General features: G+C 52.5%; 13 protein-coding genes. 3 read left to right on the plus strand and 10 right to left on the minus strand.

Features of this window, described 5'->3' with window-relative positions; translation table 11 throughout:
• Nucleotides 1–191 precede the first annotated feature (191 nt).
• The 8 genes from KQI79_RS25960 to KQI79_RS25995 form a co-directional block, all read right to left on the minus strand.
• Nucleotides 192–1,349: a HAMP domain-containing sensor histidine kinase gene (locus tag KQI79_RS25960; protein WP_216541247.1), complete on the minus strand. Its 1,158-nt coding sequence runs from the start codon at nt 1,347–1,349 to the stop codon at nt 192–194.
• The gene (locus KQI79_RS25965; protein ID WP_216541248.1) at nt 1,337–2,011 is read right to left on the minus strand and encodes a response regulator transcription factor; all 675 of its coding nucleotides are present in this window, start codon (nt 2,009–2,011) and stop codon (nt 1,337–1,339) included. Before KQI79_RS25965 ends, KQI79_RS25960 begins: the two co-directional genes overlap by 13 nt.
• 803 nt (nt 2,012–2,814) lie before the next feature.
• Nucleotides 2,815–3,945 carry a glycoside hydrolase family 88 protein gene (locus KQI79_RS25970; RefSeq protein ID WP_216541257.1) on the minus strand — a complete coding sequence of 377 codons (1,131 nt, stop codon included), beginning with the start codon at nt 3,943–3,945 and terminating at the stop codon, nt 2,815–2,817.
• A 24-nt stretch (nt 3,946–3,969) separates the two neighbouring features.
• Nucleotides 3,970–5,805 (minus strand): hypothetical protein, encoded by a 1,836-nt coding sequence (locus KQI79_RS25975; RefSeq protein ID WP_216541249.1) that lies wholly within the window; start codon nt 5,803–5,805, stop codon nt 3,970–3,972.
• Between the two features lie 117 nt (nt 5,806–5,922).
• Nucleotides 5,923–7,779: a DUF2264 domain-containing protein gene (locus KQI79_RS25980; RefSeq protein ID WP_216541250.1), complete on the minus strand. Its 1,857-nt coding sequence runs from the start codon at nt 7,777–7,779 to the stop codon at nt 5,923–5,925.
• A 21-nt stretch (nt 7,780–7,800) separates the two neighbouring features.
• Entirely contained in the window at nt 7,801–8,637 is an 837-nt protein-coding gene (locus KQI79_RS25985; protein ID WP_216541251.1) for a carbohydrate ABC transporter permease, read from the minus strand.
• Between the two features lie 16 nt (nt 8,638–8,653).
• Nucleotides 8,654–9,595 (minus strand): carbohydrate ABC transporter permease, encoded by a 942-nt coding sequence (locus KQI79_RS25990; RefSeq protein ID WP_253298420.1) that lies wholly within the window; start codon nt 9,593–9,595, stop codon nt 8,654–8,656.
• Between the two features lie 79 nt (nt 9,596–9,674).
• Nucleotides 9,675–11,012 carry an ABC transporter substrate-binding protein gene (locus KQI79_RS25995; RefSeq protein WP_216541252.1) on the minus strand — a complete coding sequence of 446 codons (1,338 nt, stop codon included), beginning with the start codon at nt 11,010–11,012 and terminating at the stop codon, nt 9,675–9,677.
• 276 nt (nt 11,013–11,288) lie between these two features.
• Between KQI79_RS25995 and KQI79_RS26000 the strand changes: the two genes are divergently transcribed.
• Both KQI79_RS26000 and KQI79_RS26005 read left to right on the plus strand, forming a co-directional pair.
• Nucleotides 11,289–13,103 carry a sensor histidine kinase gene (locus KQI79_RS26000; protein WP_367398245.1) on the plus strand — a complete coding sequence of 605 codons (1,815 nt, stop codon included), beginning with the start codon at nt 11,289–11,291 and terminating at the stop codon, nt 13,101–13,103.
• Entirely contained in the window at nt 13,100–14,719 is a 1,620-nt protein-coding gene (locus tag KQI79_RS26005; protein ID WP_367398246.1) for a response regulator, read from the plus strand. The genes KQI79_RS26000 and KQI79_RS26005 overlap by 4 nt, the downstream gene beginning before the upstream one ends.
• A gap of 52 nt (nt 14,720–14,771) precedes the next feature.
• Here the strand turns inward: KQI79_RS26005 and KQI79_RS26010 are convergent, their stop codons facing one another.
• Complete coding sequence (locus tag KQI79_RS26010) at nt 14,772–15,230, minus strand: winged helix-turn-helix transcriptional regulator (RefSeq protein WP_216541254.1); 459 nt, start codon at nt 15,228–15,230, stop codon at nt 14,772–14,774.
• A 92-nt stretch (nt 15,231–15,322) separates the two neighbouring features.
• On the opposite strand from KQI79_RS26010, the gene KQI79_RS26015 reads away from it, so the two are divergent.
• Complete coding sequence (locus tag KQI79_RS26015) at nt 15,323–15,883, plus strand: dihydrofolate reductase family protein (RefSeq protein WP_216541255.1); 561 nt, start codon at nt 15,323–15,325, stop codon at nt 15,881–15,883.
• Nucleotides 15,884–15,951: 68 nt separating this feature from the next.
• Here KQI79_RS26015 and KQI79_RS26020 read toward each other — a convergent pair whose 3' ends face one another.
• On the minus strand, nt 15,952–16,524 hold the full coding sequence (locus KQI79_RS26020; RefSeq protein ID WP_216541256.1) for an NADPH-dependent FMN reductase: 573 nt from the start codon (nt 16,522–16,524) through the stop codon (nt 15,952–15,954).
• Between the last annotated feature and the right edge of the window lie 355 nt (nt 16,525–16,879).

Consider the following 16,879-nt stretch of genomic DNA (forward strand, 5'->3'; position numbering starts at 1 on the left):
CAAATGGGTTATGAAGTAGAGCTACGTGAGATAGTCCCAGCATAACTGTAACTTTATGGATATTAATGTTGCTTAGGAAACCTTTTCGGTCCAAGGGACTTTAGCGCTTTAATGTTAAATAGTTTATTTTCGTACAAAAACACTCTCCTTCCAAAGTAAGAAGAGTGTAACAAGCAATTCTCAAAAATCGCTCAAAGCCGCGAGATGAATAAAACGACTTGGACCCGTGCCCCGGCATCATGATTTAATATCTTCATGGAGCCGTAATGCTTTTCGCAGAGCAGACGGCTAATGTAGAGCCCCATGCCAAAATGCCGGCTATCTTGTTCGTCGCTGTTACGGAGAAACGGCCGCGGCCCTTTTTGCAAAATAGAATCGGGAAAACCGGGACCGTCGTCGGAAATCTGAAACGTAAGATGATCATCCTGTACCCAAGCCGAAAGTCCGATTTTTCCGCTCGCATAACGGCAGGCATTGCCTACCAAATTCTCTAGTACGGTAAATAGAATGGTTTTATCTATCCATACCGTTTTGTCAAAATCTCCAAAATCGAATTCAATCGAGTACGGCTTTCCTAATGCAAACAGCCCGATATTGCCGCGAATTTCCGTTTCCAGCTTCGCCCAATCCTCCGGCTTGCGATCGCATTGGACTTCCTCCAGCCGTGAAACGCTGCCCATAGCTTCCACATAGGTTTCCATCCGTTCGGTGTATTCGCCCATCCGCGTCAAGTGTTCCTCCATATCTTGCGGAGTCATCTGTCCCGTTCGGATCCCCATCCGGAAAACTTGTATATATCCTTTCAGAACGGTGATCGGGTTTCGCAAATCGTGGGAAAACGCCGCGTTCAGACGTTTGCGTTCCTCGGCTTGCCGCCAAAGCTCCTTGTTGTTTCTCAGAAGTTCCTGCCGCATCGTTTCAAATGCGTTGCAAAGCTGCCCTAGTTCGTCGCCGGATTTGCATTCTATATGAAAATCCAAATCGCTGCGGATCATTTTCTGTGCGCCCGATTGCAGCGCCGCTAAAGGTTGTTTTAATTTGATACGATAGAATAGGGCATTTGCAAGGAAAAGCGCGGCTACGACGAACACGACCGGTAAAACAAACTGCAAGAGACTCAGTACGCCAGACCAAAAGGCTGACGTCCCGGAGAGGGTCGGCGACGAAATGACTGTTGCAGGCAGATCGCCGCCTATTTCAAGCAGCAGCACGCCGCCTGGGGCAATCGCGGAGCGGAGGGCGATACAACCGAAGAAAGCGGCGGCGCTCAAAACGAACGCCCCCAGCAGGCATAGAAGCGTCAGGAAGAAAAAGCATTGTTTCAGGCTCATGTTCCTTAACCTCGCCATTTATATCCCACTCCCCAAACCGTTTCGATATAGTTATGCGGCGTGCAAGTTGCCAGCTTTGCCCGAATTTTTCTAATATGCTCCATAATCGTATCGCTGCTCCCGTCCCCATTCATTCCCCATACGGCTTCATATATCCGTTCCCGGTCATACACTTGTCCGTCGTTCATGGAGAGCAACTCCACAATCTCAAATTCACGCTTCGATAATGCAATGTCTTGTTGCCCGACCGAAACCGTCCGTTTGGCGTAATCGATCGCCAGATCGCCGAAGAAACGGACGGCCGAAGCCCCGCGCCCCCTCCGTTCCCGGCGCAGATGGGCTTCGACCCGCGCCCCCAGCTCCTCCATATCGAAAGGCTTAACGATATAGTCGTCCGCTCCGAAACGAAAGCCGTTAATTTTATCGCTGCTTTCCACACGGGCAGTCAAAAACAAGATAGGACAAGCCACATATTCCCGAATACGCCGGCAGACGGTCAGCCCATCCATCTCCGGCATATTGATGTCCAATAGAATAATATCCGGCTGGCGGGCTACTTGTTTCAGAGCTTCGTTTCCGTCATATGCTGTATAAACCAAGTATCCCGTCATTTCAAAATAATGTTTCATCATCGCAACGATCCCTTGCTCATCGTCAACCAATAAGATTTTGGAGCGCATAGGTACGGCCTCCTTCCCCGGAAGATAAATCAATCATAATGCGTAAATCTCAAAAAATGCTCAAGATCGGCTCATTCTTCCACGGACGGCCGTTGGTCCAAGCGTTGCTTGCGTCGTTGATGCTCCATAAATCCGGCAAGCATGTACCCCCTCCGAATGGACATCAATATTATAAAATGACTTGAGTCATTTTATAATATCGGGTATTGATTAGCAAATTGTTTGCTCCTCTTTTTTAGCTGCGATCGGACCCGAGATTCGCCCTCAAGCATTTCTGGGTATCCCACTAGAGTCGATTCTGTTGTCTGCCTGTACTGGTATCTGCTTATGCCCCCTTCTGTCGGGATCCCTCTCGTTCAGTGGGCAGAGGGACGAATCGGATGGTTGCCAACCCAATTCATATCACCACATCACAACTCTATTGACAAATAGGGACGTTTTATTGGACATTATCGTGAAAATGGCCATTTGCGCCAAAACCGACGTTTCCGAGGGACGGTAATCGCATAGGACTTTAAGCAACTCTTGATCGTAGTCTGAACGAAAAATCGGCTTCCTGAAAGAGAGGGATTTCGGCAAAAGGCGGAAACGGGCTATCGGCTTTCTGAATGAAGGGGATTTCGACAAAGGGCCGCAAAAGTAATTGCTTGCAATTACCGCTTTCTGAACGAGGGGGATTTCGACAAAAGGCCGGAGACGTCTAATTAGCTAGGAAATTGCCCATTGCAAATCTAGCAATGTCCACTCCGCTAATTTTCCGTTTCCGGCCTCGCCGTGACTTGTTAACCCGAGAATACAATCCGTTATTCCCAATAGAACGGCCCGCCGCCCTTAAGGCGCGCCAGTCCTTCCACAAAATAATAGTCGCCGTAGATGAGCGAAACGTCGATGTTGGTGCCCTGCGGGTAGTTGCTGGTGCCGTGCAGCAACAGGCCCTCTTCCGCAGGGTTATCCCAGGCGCCGTACGCCTCGTACAGCGACTTCAGGATGCGCTCGCCCGCCGCCCGATAGACGCCCGCGTCCCCGTCCTCGCTCTTCGCGGCCAGCAGCAGCAGGCCGCTGGCCGCGCAGGAGCCGGCGGACGAGTCGCGCAAGCTCCGCAGCTCCTCCGGGGCGCGGAAGTCCCAGGCGGGCACGTTGTCTTCCGGCAAACGACTCAGGAAGAAGTTCGCCACGCGCTGCGCAGCGGACAAATAGTCGAGTTGGCCGGTGTGGCGATAGGCAAGCGCCAAGCCGTAGATCGCCCAGGCGGTGCCGCGCGACCAGGCCGATTCCGCCGCATACCCTTGCCCGCCCATCCCTTCGAGCATTTCGCCGGTTGCCGGATCGAAATTGACGATATGGTACACCGATCCGTCCGCGCGGATAAAATATCGGAGGACGGTCTCCATATGCGCCTCCGCAATATGAGCGTACCGGGGATCACCGCTCGTACGGGAAGCCCAGAACAGCAGCGGCATATTCATGCAGCAATCGATGATCGCCTGGCCCTCGTTCCGCTCTCCATCGCGCCAAGGATTCCATGCGCGGATGTAGCGTCCCTTCAAATTGAATCGAGCCGCGAGATAGTTAGCGGCCTTCATCGCCCGCACCCGCGAAACCTCGCTGCCCGTCAACTTATAGGAAGCCACGCTCGTCAGCGTCCACATAAAGCCGAGGTCGTGATCAAGGCGCACATAAGCGTCGAGCACGCTGTCGAGCTTGGATTCGCATTCTTCCGCCAATGACCTAAGCTCTTCCCTCCCGCTCTCGTTATACAGCAACCATAACATGCCCGGCCAGAAACCGGCCGTCCACCAGGACGGCTCAGCCAGTTCGTAGACGCCGCCTTTACTCGCATGCGGGAAGCCCGCCCCGATTCTTGCGGCATTGCGCAGCGTCTTGTCGAGCGATTTGGCCCAAGCCTCGTTAACCCATGTCTGTTCCTTCGCCATCTGTCTCATGTTCCTCCCCTTCTCTTACAGTTGAACAAATTTGAAAAGAAATCGTATGCCGAATTGCAATTCCGACCGCAGCACATGAAAATCCAGCGTATACCATACTTGTTCTTGTCCGAAATGATCGCGGTACGTCCGGGCCGATACTTCGGGCCGCAATTGCCCATCATCATAATGCAGTTCCAGCATCAGCCCGCCTCGGCGCAGCAGCAACCGGCCAGGACCGGCATAATCCGGCTTGATCAAGGCGACAAACCGCTCCGTCAGACGATCCGGCGCAGCCCTAAAACGAAAATCGTCTTGCAGCGATAGACAGGGCAGCCCGGTTTTGTCCCAAATCCAGGTTCGTGTCAAGCTTTGCAGATCGGCGTAGTCGTAAGCCCCGGACAACTCTACGGCGAACCGGCAAACTCCACCGCTGTCTGTCGACTGCTCCAACACGTTAGCCGCCCGATCCCGGCCTGCGCTCTGCAAACAGCCGTTCACGATCGGAACGGAATGCCCTTGGGAACCGTTGCAATCGTAAGCATAGCGGCCTATGCCGAAGTAATCCTTCGTATACTCGCCGCATCCGAGATCGCACAGGAAAAACGCCCCGTCCCCGGCCACGATAAAGTGGCCGAGATCGTTATGGTTGTGCGGCTCGTCGTTATGGCCGCCCTTCGCGGCAAAGCCAAACGTCCCGCCTTCGGAAGCGATGCGGGAAATGAGCCATTCGGCATCCTGCAGCACCGCATCGCCCGTTCCCCAATCCGCCGCAGGTTCGGCGCGGTCCCGCCAGAGCAAATTGCGCAAAGCCGGCGCCCACCGGCTGCAATGATCGTCGCGGAAATCCGCACGCAGCGCAAGCGGCGGCGACTGGACGTTCTCGAATCTGCCCGCGAGATAACGCGACAGCCCAAGCTGCACGCTTGAATAAGGCAGCGCATCGGAGAAATTGACGACCGCGCTGCCGCCTAAGAAACATTTCTGCTGGAAAGCGGCAATCCGCCGGACTTTATCCAGGCGGAACCAGTTCAGCTTGCCCCGGCTGCGCCGAAGCAGCAGATCGGCGTAATAGACGAAATAGCCAAACCCGTAATTCCAGTACCCCAGCCCTTCCAGGCAGGCTCCATCCTCGCCGAACCCTTGCAGGTAAAAGCCCATGCTGCGCTCGGTCTTCTCCAGAATCCGCGCCAGGCGGCCGCAGTCTTGCTCTTCTCCCAGCAGCAGCAAAGCGGCGGAGCCGATCGAGCCGGCGCAGACCGCCGACCAATTATGCTCCGCTTCTTCCCAGTCGTGCGGCCCTTTCTCCAGAAAAGGCCGCAGCAATCGCTCCTCGACCAGTTCGGCGATTCGGGTGCGCAACAGTCCGGGCAGCCGCTCACCGAGCAGCAAGCGGATCTCCGCCAGCGCGAAGCCCGTCTCCGCCGCGAACAGGTCGATTGTCGCCGAAAGCGGCCGTTCCGCCCGGACATGTGCTGGCAAACACCAGGTCAGTTCGCTGCAAATCGACCAAACCGCATCCAGCATGGCCGATTCATAGTCCTGCGACTCCGGCTCCAATAACGACAACAGAACGAACGTGTTGAGCCTGCGTCTTTTTTCGAAATACGCCCGCTCGTATTCCAGTCTGGAGCCTTGTCCCGCAAACAGGGAAAACAGCGAATACGGCAAATCCGGCGACGGAGCATTGAGCAGACGCTCGCCCTCCGACCGCATTTCCTCAATGTCCAACGCATATGCTGCATTGTCGCGCACGCCGCGCCAGAACGCCGCTCCGTTCCCGTCCCGATAATAGAGATCCGGGCCGATCGGCGACAGCCGGCGCACCAATTCCGTCAAACGGCCAGAAACCGTCTCATTCGACTCTTTCATAAGCCTGTGTGCCTCCTACTCCTATCGCGCAAGTCATGCAAAGATCGCGCCCACTCCGCCAAACGGCCAAAAACCGCGAACCGGCCATCCGCTTCGGCCGCAGTCCAATCGTCAACGCTAATCCATGGCGATGAACATCTCGTCCCCCCGGCAGGTGACGATAGCGATATCGCGCTTGCCAATCGTCACGTTCAGCCGTTCGGCCGGAAGCGCGGCGAGCGAATCCGCAGGCGCAGGATCGCCGGCGACGGCTGCCGCGAGCCAGCGGACTCCCGGCTGCAGCGAAGCGCGAAGCGCAGGAATGACCGTGCGCGGGCGCAATACGTTCGTATTGGCGTTCGGCCAGACCAGTTCGGCCGCTTCATACCCGAGAAGCCCGCGCACGCCGCTGATTCCATAGCCGTTCGCCGCGATTGCCAGATCCGGTCCGGTCTCCTTAAGCAACTCGCCCTCCACCCCGAGCGCGAACCCGCCTTCCGCGGCATCGAGCGGGCGGGCCGTCTCGATCCGGTGAATCCGGATATGCCAGGGAAGGCCGGCCACGATCCAAGTGCGCACCTCGACATCGGCCCACGGCTTCCACACGGCATGCAGAACATTGTCTTGGATGGACGTTGCCATGTTCCGGCGTCTAACCCGGTACAGGTTGTCTCCCCTTTCGCTCAGCGCGAGCATGGAATCGAAAGCGCCTTGGGACAACCCCCATTCCGCTCGCGGGACGCTAAAGCCGAAGACCGTGGAGTACGCGAATTTCTCGTACTTGGCCGAGGTATGCGTGTGCTCGTTCGTTCCGCGATGGCCGCTGTTGAACGCAACCACGTGGCCGGACGCTTCGTCGCGCGCCAGCACCAGATGGGCCGGCTTCTGCACGATCAAGGCCGGCATCTCCGGCAGCGGCAGCTCCTCGGCAGCCCAGAACGGATCGTCCTCCGGCAAAGCCAGCGGCAAGAACGCCTTGAGCGCCCAATACGGCGAACCGGGCGAATTGTAATTTTCGGCCATTGCCAGATTCGGATAGGCATAGCCAATCGTCAGAATACCGCCGTTATCGAAGATCGGTTTGCGAAACCACCAGCGCAAATGGCGCAGCACCAATCCTTTGAGCACGCCGGCCGGCAAAGGGGAATCGACCCCGGCATAGGCCATCGCGCCCCAGAAGGCGGACTGGGAGAAACGGTACGTCAAGCTGCGCCCATACGGCAGCGCTGAGCCGTCCGGCGCGAACCAGGCCACGAAATCCGCGGCCAAAGCTTGCGCCCGCTTCTGGAACTTGCGCGAACGTTCCGGGTCCTCCTCGCTCATGATCCGGGAATAGAGCAGTCCGTAATAATGAAAGGCGAACGGAACATAATAGTCGCAATGCCCTTCTATTCCGTCGCTGTACCAGCCGTCTTCCAAATAAAAAGCGTCGATACGCTTCAGATTGTTCTCCAGTTGCTCCGCGTCATCGTCCAGTCCCGCCCGGCGAAAGCCGACATTGACCAAAACATTGAAAAACAGCCAGTTGCAATCATAGCATGGATGCGCATTGATCTGGTTCAACCAGTTGTACAGATTGTCGCGTTCGACCGGGCTCAGCGGCTCCCAGATCCGTTCGGGAATGAGCGCCAGGGCAAAGCCGAAGACGGCCATCTCCACCAATCTCTGGTCGTAATCGGCCACCTCGCCCCAATATTCCTCATGCGCGGGATCGGTGCCATGCCGAATGCCGTCCAGCACGATATCCCACAAATGGCTGGAACCTCCTCCGGCCATCAGGGGCACGAGCCCCCACAGCACGCGTGAAAAGCCTTCCATCCCCGCAATGGCAGCCGGGTAGCTTGCCCCGCTCTTTCCGACCTCCAAGCGCGCTCCGCCTCGGCTGTAATAAGGCGGGAGCGGATCAAGCAACCGTTCCAGCGCGGAGATCATGTCCTCGCGGCTCTTCAACGGATTGGCCGCGAGGCTGTCGTATTTCAACAATAAATCGCTCATAGGATATGTCTCCTCCTTCCGTTAACCTTTAATGCCGGAGGAAGCGACCCCCTGGACGAAGTACTTTTGCAGCCCGAGAAACACAATCAGCACCGGAATGATCGAGATGACGCTTGCCGCCATAATGAGCCCGTATTCCGCAGAATATTGCGAGATGAACATTCTGAGCCCGATTTGAATCGTCTTCAGTTCCGTTTTCGTCAAATAAATCATCGGCCCGAGAAAGTCGTTCCACGTCGAGACGAACGTAAAAATCGTCAGCGTGGACAGCGCCGGCTTCGACAGCGGCAGCATAATTTTGGCCCAAATTCCGTACTCGCTTAACCCGTCGATGCGGGCCGCTTCGCACAGCTCGTCCGGGATGCTCTGGTAGAACTGGCGCATCAGGAACACGCCGAAAGCCGAGAATGCCTGCAGGAAGATGATCGCCAGATGGGTATTGTTGAGTCCCATCGAACGCATCATAATAAATTGCGGCACCATGTAAGCTTGCCAAGGAATGGCGATCGTCGCGATATACCCGAGAAACAGCACATGTTTCCCCATGAATTGCAGTTTGGAAAATGCATAAGCCGCAAAGCTGGACGTAAGCAACTGCAGCAGCGTCACGATCACAGATAATTTGGCCGTATTATAGATAAACGTGGCCAGCGGAATCCGCGTCCAAATATCGATATAGTTCTCCCAGCGCGGTTGCTCGGGAATCCATTGCATCGGAAAGGCGAATACGTCCTTGTTCAGCTTCAGCGAAGAGGACAGCATCCACGCATAAGGCATCAGCATCGCCAATACAACCAGAAGCAGCACAACATAGGCCACCGCTTTGCCAAACTTGAATTTTTTCTTCGATCCTGCCATAGTCTTAAGTCTCCTCCTATTGTCCGTACTTCTTCTCAAAGCGGAACTGGATCACGGTAATACCCAGGACGAGCAGGAATAAGACAATCGCCATGGCACTGGAATAGCCGTAGTCCAGAGAACGGAATGCGGTGTTGTAGATTTGATAGACAAGTACTCTTGTCGCGTCGTTTAGCTGGTTGTCGGCGCCGGCAAATAGGTTGATAAAAATATCGTAGACCTTGAACGAGTTAATGATCAGGATCATCAGCACAAAAAATGTCGTGGGCGCAAGCTGCGGAATCGTCACATTCACGAATCTCTTCCAGCGGTTTGCGCCGTCCAATTCGGCGGCTTCATACAATTCGGGATTTACCCCCTGAAGGCCGGCCAAGTAAATGACCATATAATAGCCCATGTTCTTCCATACCGTGAATAACACAACCGTAAACATCGCCCAGTCTTTATCCGCGGCCCAGCGGGGAAGCTGTTCGATCGGAACCCCGGTAATCCAATTCAGGATGTTATTGACCGGCCCCATCGTCGGGCTGAAAATAAAATTCCATACCGCTGCCACTGCGACCAGAGAAGCGACGTACGGGAAAAAGAAAACGGTTCGCATAAAGTTGCGCGCCAGTATGTGTTGATTAAGCAATACGGCCAGAGCCAAAGCGCAGGCCATCGTGAAAGGAACGACGCCGATCGTATATACGATGGTATTCCATAAAGCTTTATGAAAAGTAGGGTCTTTCATGAGGCGAAGAAAGTTGTCGATCCCCAAAAACTGCATCGGGTTCGCCCCGTCCCATTTCACGAAAGCGAGAATAAAAGCGAAAACCATAGGTACCAGCGTAAAGACGGCAAAACCGATAAAATTGGGAGCAATGAAGCTGTAAGCTACCAAATGATCCTTCACCTTCTTGGAGAGAACGCCATTCTTTCCGGTTTTTTGTCGCAATACGGTTTCGTTGTTCATCATGTCTCCTCCAAACCTTCTCACTAAAAGGAACAGGACGGGCATCACGCCCGCCCTTGGAAGCATCCTTCTTCTTGTCTTCTTAGTTCAAGATCAGTTGAACCCGCGTTTTCATGTCCGCCAAGCCTTCGTCGACGGTCGCATTTTTCGTCATAATGCTGTCATGCGCTTCGTTCAGAATCACTTCAATGTCTGCACTCTTCTCATGGAGCGGCATTTCCAGATAAGTCTTCGCCGTCGTGAGAGCGGCTTTGCTGTTCTCGTCGGTCGGGAAGCCGTCAATCGAGGCGATCGAGCTCACCACTTCATCGTTTTTGATCGCCGGAATCGTGCCGGTGGAGGCAATAACGGCAGCGCCCTCTTCGCCGGTTACGAATTTCAAGAAATCAAGAGCCGCTTCCTTGTTGGCGGATTTCTTGTTGACAGCCAAGGAAGTAATGGTGCCCAGCGTCGTGCCGGCTTCCACGCCGTCCGGATGAGGATATTTCACGATTCCCCAGTTTGCGGCTTGCGATTCGCCGCTTTTCACTTTTTCGATCTGCGTGGCGATAAACCAGCTGCCCATGTTCATCATGGCGACGGAATTGTTATAGAACACGCCGGAATAGTGAGTGCTGGACGTTTTCAATGTTGCATAATCCATGACAATGCCGTCGTCCTGCTGCTTCAGGATCCGTTCGTAGGTCGGCTTCAGGAATTCGTATTCGCCGTCAACGACGGTATGCTGGCCGTCCAGAATGCCGAACAATTGAACCGCGCTGCGCCATGTATGATAATGAGCCCCGTACACTTTCTCCGAACCGCTGCCGGACGTCATTTTCCGGGCCAGTTCGTCATATTGGTCAAGCGTCATATCGTTGGTCGGGTAAGGAACGCCGGCTTTGTCGAATAAATCCTTATTGTAATAAACGAGCCAGAAGTCGCTGCGGAACGGCAGCGCATACACTTCATCGTTCATTTGGATCTGTTCCACCGTACCGCCGTAAAGGGATGTATCGATGCCTTGTGCGCTAATGAAGCCGTTTAACGGCTCCAGATGATTTTGCTTCACTAAATTCGCATAGCCCGGAATGTCTTTAATCGTAAGAATATCCAAATCCGCTCCGCCGGAAAGCTGCGTGCTCAGCATCGTCATGTAGTCGGTCGAACCAAGGTCTACATATTCGATCGTTACTTCCGGATGATCCTTCTTATAGGCGTCAATCAACGGCTGATAATAAGCGGTCGCTTCCCAATCCCATAAAGCCCATTTCAGCGTAACCGGGTCTTTGCCCGTTTCGTTGGAAGCGTTCGCGTTGCTTTCCGACGCGGGTTCCTTCGGTGGCTCGGCATTATTCCCGCCGTTGCCGGAGCATCCGGCGAGCAAGCCGATCAAAAGCACGGCCGCCAGGGTTAAGCTAAACATTCTTTTTCGTCTCATTTTGAAACCCCTTTCTAATGTCCTCCTGTTTTTCAAGCCGGATTCGATTCATCCGAATCACTATATCTATCCTAACGAATTTCAAAATGTAAGGGGATACATTTTTACACCCGGTTCATTCACTTTTCTATTTTTTTCTTCAAATCCGGACCTTCAAGCTGTAAAATTTTAATCAAAACATGTAAAAACGGTTGTTTCTATCCGTCCTCGCTATATATGCGCGGGAGAATCATGATATGGTATTAGTATTGAAAACGCTTCATCGTCCATGGAGAGGTGATTGACACGAAAAGAAAGGCTGCCATTAAAAACCGCATCATGATCATAATGACCGTATTCGCACTGCTGCTCGCCTCCCTGTTGTCGTTTTTCAGCTATCAGCTCATTTCGTATTTCCAGCGCAAAACGACGATACAGGCCACCGAATTCAATCTGCAACTCATTGTCCATATTATCGAACAGGACCTGCTCAATCTATCCGTTCTGGCGATGGCTTGCAGCACGAATTCTTCAACCAATGCCAAATTGAACGACTATTTTCTGTCGCCGAATCCCAAGCCCATGGATGCGCTTCATGCATTTTCGTCCATGCAAGAGGATTTCAGGGTGAATCGATCCAACAGCTATGTCCGCCGCCTGATCGTGACCGACCATAAAGATAAGTTTATTCAATTGGACAATTCGGTCAGCGTTTCGCTGCCTTTAACGATTCACAATCTGAATCAGTTCCCCGGCCTGGCTGCGGATGCGACGGAGACCTGGGAACGGGTCATCCAGGATCCTCTATCCAGATCGAGCGCGATTCCGTTTGTCATGCCGATATACGGCGCGAATGCCGACCGGATCGGAACCGTATATTTGCTCGCCAATACGACGGTCATTACGGACAAGCTGAAGGGCTACGCCCTGCCGGAAGACTCGAGCCTGATCCTTACGCTCGGCGAACGTCAATATCAAATGAACGGCGATAAAATCGTACCTTTTCCCGTCGATTATAAAACATCTCCTTACAAGCAGGTCGAAACAAGCGGTAAAATGACCTCCTTATCGCTGATGGAGACGAAGGACGGCGGGTCGTGGATTTCCGTGTCCTATCCGGTGCGGCAAGGCGTCGCGCTGGCGCAGACGCTGTCGGAGAAGCAGTTCGCTCCGCAATTTAACGTATGGCTGCTGCTCATGTTCGGCGTCTGCCTGCTGGTCATCGCCGCCAGCGGAATGATTACCGTCTATTTGACGCGGACCATCAGCCTGCCCGTAGAGAAATTAAGAAAGCGGATCGACAAGATCGCCCAAGGCAATTTTCTCGTGGACAGAAATATCGAATGGAATAATGAACTCGGGGATGTGGGGCGCGGCATCAACCGTCTGTCCCAAGACATTGTGGCGCTGATGAACTCCCGCGTCGCGGACGAGAAGCAGAAGCAGGAGTTGGAATACCGGATGCTGCAGAATCAGATCAACCCGCATTTTCTGTATAACACGTTAAACTCGATTAAATGGATGGCCACCATTCAGAACGCCGCCGGCATTGCCGAAATGACGACTTCCCTGTCCCGGCTGCTGCGCAGCATTGCGAGAGATATTCGCAAGTTGGTTCCGCTGCAGGAAGAAATGAGCTTGCTGGACGATTATTTTTTAATTCAAAATTACCGGTACGGCAGCACCATTACGATGGAGAAGAAAATTGAAGACGAAGCGCTGCTCTCCTGTCCGATTCCCCGGTTCTCCTTGCAGCCGCTCGTCGAAAACGCGATCTTCCATGGCATCGAGCCCAAGGGCCGCGGGCATATCGTCATATCCGTGGAAAAAAGCGGCGAATCCGCTATTCTCGTAACGATCGAAGATAACGGCGTCGGTATGGAGGAAGAGCAAATTGCACGCATTCTCTCCGCTTCGGACTCCGAATCGGACGGTTTATTCGCGAATGTCGGACTTCGCAGCGTTCATGAACGTTTGCGGCTCACTTTCGGAGATCAATACGGCCTTTCCATAGAAAGCGAACGGGATCGCTACACGAAAATGAATATTTTGTTGCCGTACCAAACAATGGAATCATCTACGAATCAATCCGCAAATTTAGCGAGGAAGTGATAGTATTGTTCAAATTGCTGATCGCCGATGACGAAGCCCTTGTCTGTATCGGCCTCCAGTCGATGTTGAAATGGGAAGCGTATGGAATCGAAATTGTCGGCGTCGCCCATAACGGCGCCGAGGCCGAAGAGATGATCGACGCGCTGCGCCCCGATCTCGTCATTACCGACATCAAGATGCCGGTCAAAACCGGCCTGCAGGTGGCCGAGTCCGTTCGCAAAAAGTACGGTCGCATCCCGCTTTTCATGATTTTGACCAGCTATGAAGAGTTTGAATATGCCCGCAGCGCGATCGAAGTTCAGGCGGTGGACTATTTGATCAAGCTGGAGTTGAACGCGCAGACATTGGGGGAATCCGTCAAAAAGGCGGTTTCCATGCTAGAGGAACACAATGCCAAGGAAAGCTATCCGAACTGGCTCCATCGCAGCAATTTGCATGCGCTGCGCGATAAATTTTTTATCCGCCTGTTCAACCATTTATTCGAAAATAAAAATCAGTACTTGCTGCAAAAGGAAGATCTCGAACTGGATTTATCTTCCCCGGCCTATGTTGTCTGCATTTGCCGCATCTCGGGCCCGGACAGCGTGCCGCCGCGCGGGGATAAGCTCGTCGCCCTATGCTCAAGCACGGTGCAAATGGCGAAAGATACGCTAGCTTCGGTCAGGCCTTGTTATGTGACAAGTCTGGATTTGCGCAATTTCGCCATTACGCTGCCCGTTTCCGGAACGGATCCGGAAGGCTGGAAGGCTGAGGTCGAACAACTGCTGAACGAGATGGCTACGGTACTGCGCAATTATTTTAACGTCAGCGTTATCGGCGCCGTCGGCTATGCGGTGGAAGACCCTTATTTGCTGCACGAGAGCTATCTGGCCGCCCGAAGAGCGCTGCCGACGGCGATTGAGAAGCAAGCTTTCGTTTTCTTCGCCCAGGGGCGACGAGTGGAACTCGACCCGCCATTGTTCGACTATGCCAAATCGCGGCTCGAAATCCGCCGCGCCTTTGAAGAGATCGATACCGGCGCCCTGCATGCGATCATTACGAATATGATCGAAGTGTTCGAAGGCAGGCCGGATTTGCTGGTGCCTGCTACGGACGCCGCCTGCAACGTATTGTATATGGCCGCTTCGCTGCTTGCGGACGGGGAGAATATGGTCGAGCAGATTTTCGAACACGAACCTGAAGGGTACCGCGCCATTTACAAGAAGCATACGATCGAGGGCGTCATAGACTGGCTGATTCGGTTCCGGGACGGCTGCTGCGAGATTCTGTCTTCCAGAAGGCAAAGCTACAAGAAGCAGATCGTTAAGAACGTGCAAGACTATATTAAAAGGAACTTGGACAGCAAACTGTCGTTAAATCAGGTCGCCACGATGTTCAACTTCAGCCCGAATTATTTGAGCCACTTGTTCTCGAAAACGGCCAAGGTCAATTTCGTGGAATATGTAACGGAGACGAAGATGGCGGCCGCCAAGGAAATGATGTCCCGCGGAGAAGGCCGAATATACGAAATATCGCAAAAGCTCGGCTACGACAGCGCCTTTTATTTCAGCAAAGTGTTCAAGAAGGTGGAAGGAATATCGCCGCGCGAATATATGCAGCGGATGGAATCGAAATGATTATCGAGGAAAGAACCGTTCACATCATGGACGGTTCTTTATCGCTCGGAGCCTATAAATTCAATCTTTTCACAACGCTGTTAGGACCGTTCATGAAAGAACTGCCCGATTCGACGGCTTCCCGATATAGCTTTAATACGACTTCCCGATCGTACCGCAGCGATTTGAACCAGGCGTCGGGCGCTTCCGGATGCGGGGAATGCCGCGAACCCCATACTGCCAACTCATAAACAATCGGAATAACATCCATTCCCTTCTCCGTCAACGAATAAATATATTTTCTTTTATCCGTTTCACTGGGCGATTTGACAATAATGCCCTTTCTCTCCAAATGCGCAAGCCGGTCCGCCAACACGCTAGGCCCGATCCGCTCCTCCGAATCCAGAAATTCGCCGAACGTTTTTTTGCCGAGCGCAATCATGTCGCGCACGATCAGCAGCGACCAGGTGTCGCCGAATATTTCTACGGTATGGTTAATGGGACAATTGGATTTATGATCTTCTCTTTTCATACATCAAGTTTACCATATTTCAGTTTGATTATCAAAGCAATTTATGATACATTACTATCATTATCAAAGTAAAAATTTTGGAGGGCTTTTACATGGGCAAAATCGTATTGACGATGCAAATGTCGATCGACGGCGTTGTGTCAAATGAAGATCGGTGGATGACGTTAAGCGAAGAGATTTTTGAAGATTATTTGGAGTATTACCAGTCGTTGGAGGCGATCATCATCGGGGGCCATTCCTATTCCTCTATGGCGCACTATTGGCAAAATGCGGAGCAATCGTCCCATTCCCCGCTCGAACGAGCTATAGCCGAACGAATGAACGCGCTTCCCAAAGTTGTCATTTCCCGCTCGCAATTGGACCTAGTATGGAGAAATTCGGAGCAGATCTTAGCCATTGACGATGAATCCGTCGCTCGTGAAATCGGCAAACTGAAACAAAGGGCCGGAAAAATTTCCGTCGAGAGCGGGGTTGGAACGTGGCAGCGATTGATCCGGCAGGATCTTTTCGACGAGCTTTGGCTGCTCGTTCATCCTGTGGTGGCTTCTGACGGAGAGAAACTGTTCGCTTTGGCCGACAAGCCATTTTCCATGAATCTAAGCGGCAGCAAAATATATAAGAACGGCGTCGTCGGATTGCATTATCAGAAATAGAACTTTCTTAAGGGGTTGTCTCTGTCATCTTGGATGATGTTTGAGACATCCCCTTTCGTTTTCTATTTTCATTGTTTTCCGTTTCTTCTTACTGTCTTTAACGCACCGCTCCAAGCGATTAGTTGATCAAGCATTTGATTGGCATTATTGGCATGGTAATGGGCCGGTTTGAAGGATTTCATATTGTCGAAATCCGTCATAAGCGAGAAAGTTACCGCCGTGCGTACATCTGCAATTTGAAGCTCTCCCAGAATAAGACGAAGATTTTCGATCGCGCGCGCACCGCCCAGGCCGCCGTAAGCGACAAAGCCGGCTGCCTTGTTGTATGCTTCCGAATGCAAGTAATCGAGCGCATTTTTCAATACTCCCGATGTGGCGTGATTATATTCCGGCGATACGAAAATATAACCGTCAAAGGAAGCCATTTTATCCGACCAGGCTGTCATCGCCGCATTGGCATCGATTTGCATCGCTTCAGGTACGGCTGCACCCAAAAACGGCAATGGATATTCAACAAGATCCACAAGTTCATAAGCGACATCATCGTTTCGTTGCACCGCAAAATCATACATCCATTGTGCCACAGCGGCACCGTTTCGACCTTGACGCGTACTCCCGATTATGATTCCGATTTTCAACATGGAATTTCCCCCTCAATCATGTGTCCTCGGAATCATTTTATAACGGTTTTTAAATAATTAATAATATATATTTATACATCTATTCATAACTTATAGTATATCAATTAAGCTGCGATGACAGAGCAGCGGGACTTCTGTTCGAATGATATAAATACGGTGTCAACGCATTTTGTTGAAACTTTTTCCAATTCCCCCTTGAATCGCACGTAACGTGTTGTTTTATACTTGGATTAGATATAGGATCTCGGAATAAACCGGGCGATTGAGGCTCAATTTGGGGTGCTTGAGTTAAAATTATCGATGTAAACGTGTTTTTGAAAGCAATTTTCAAAAATGCGTATGCTAAAGAACCCGA

Source organism: Paenibacillus sp. MSJ-34 (genome assembly GCF_018918005.1).
GTDB lineage: Bacteria > Bacillota > Bacilli > Paenibacillales > Paenibacillaceae > MSJ-34.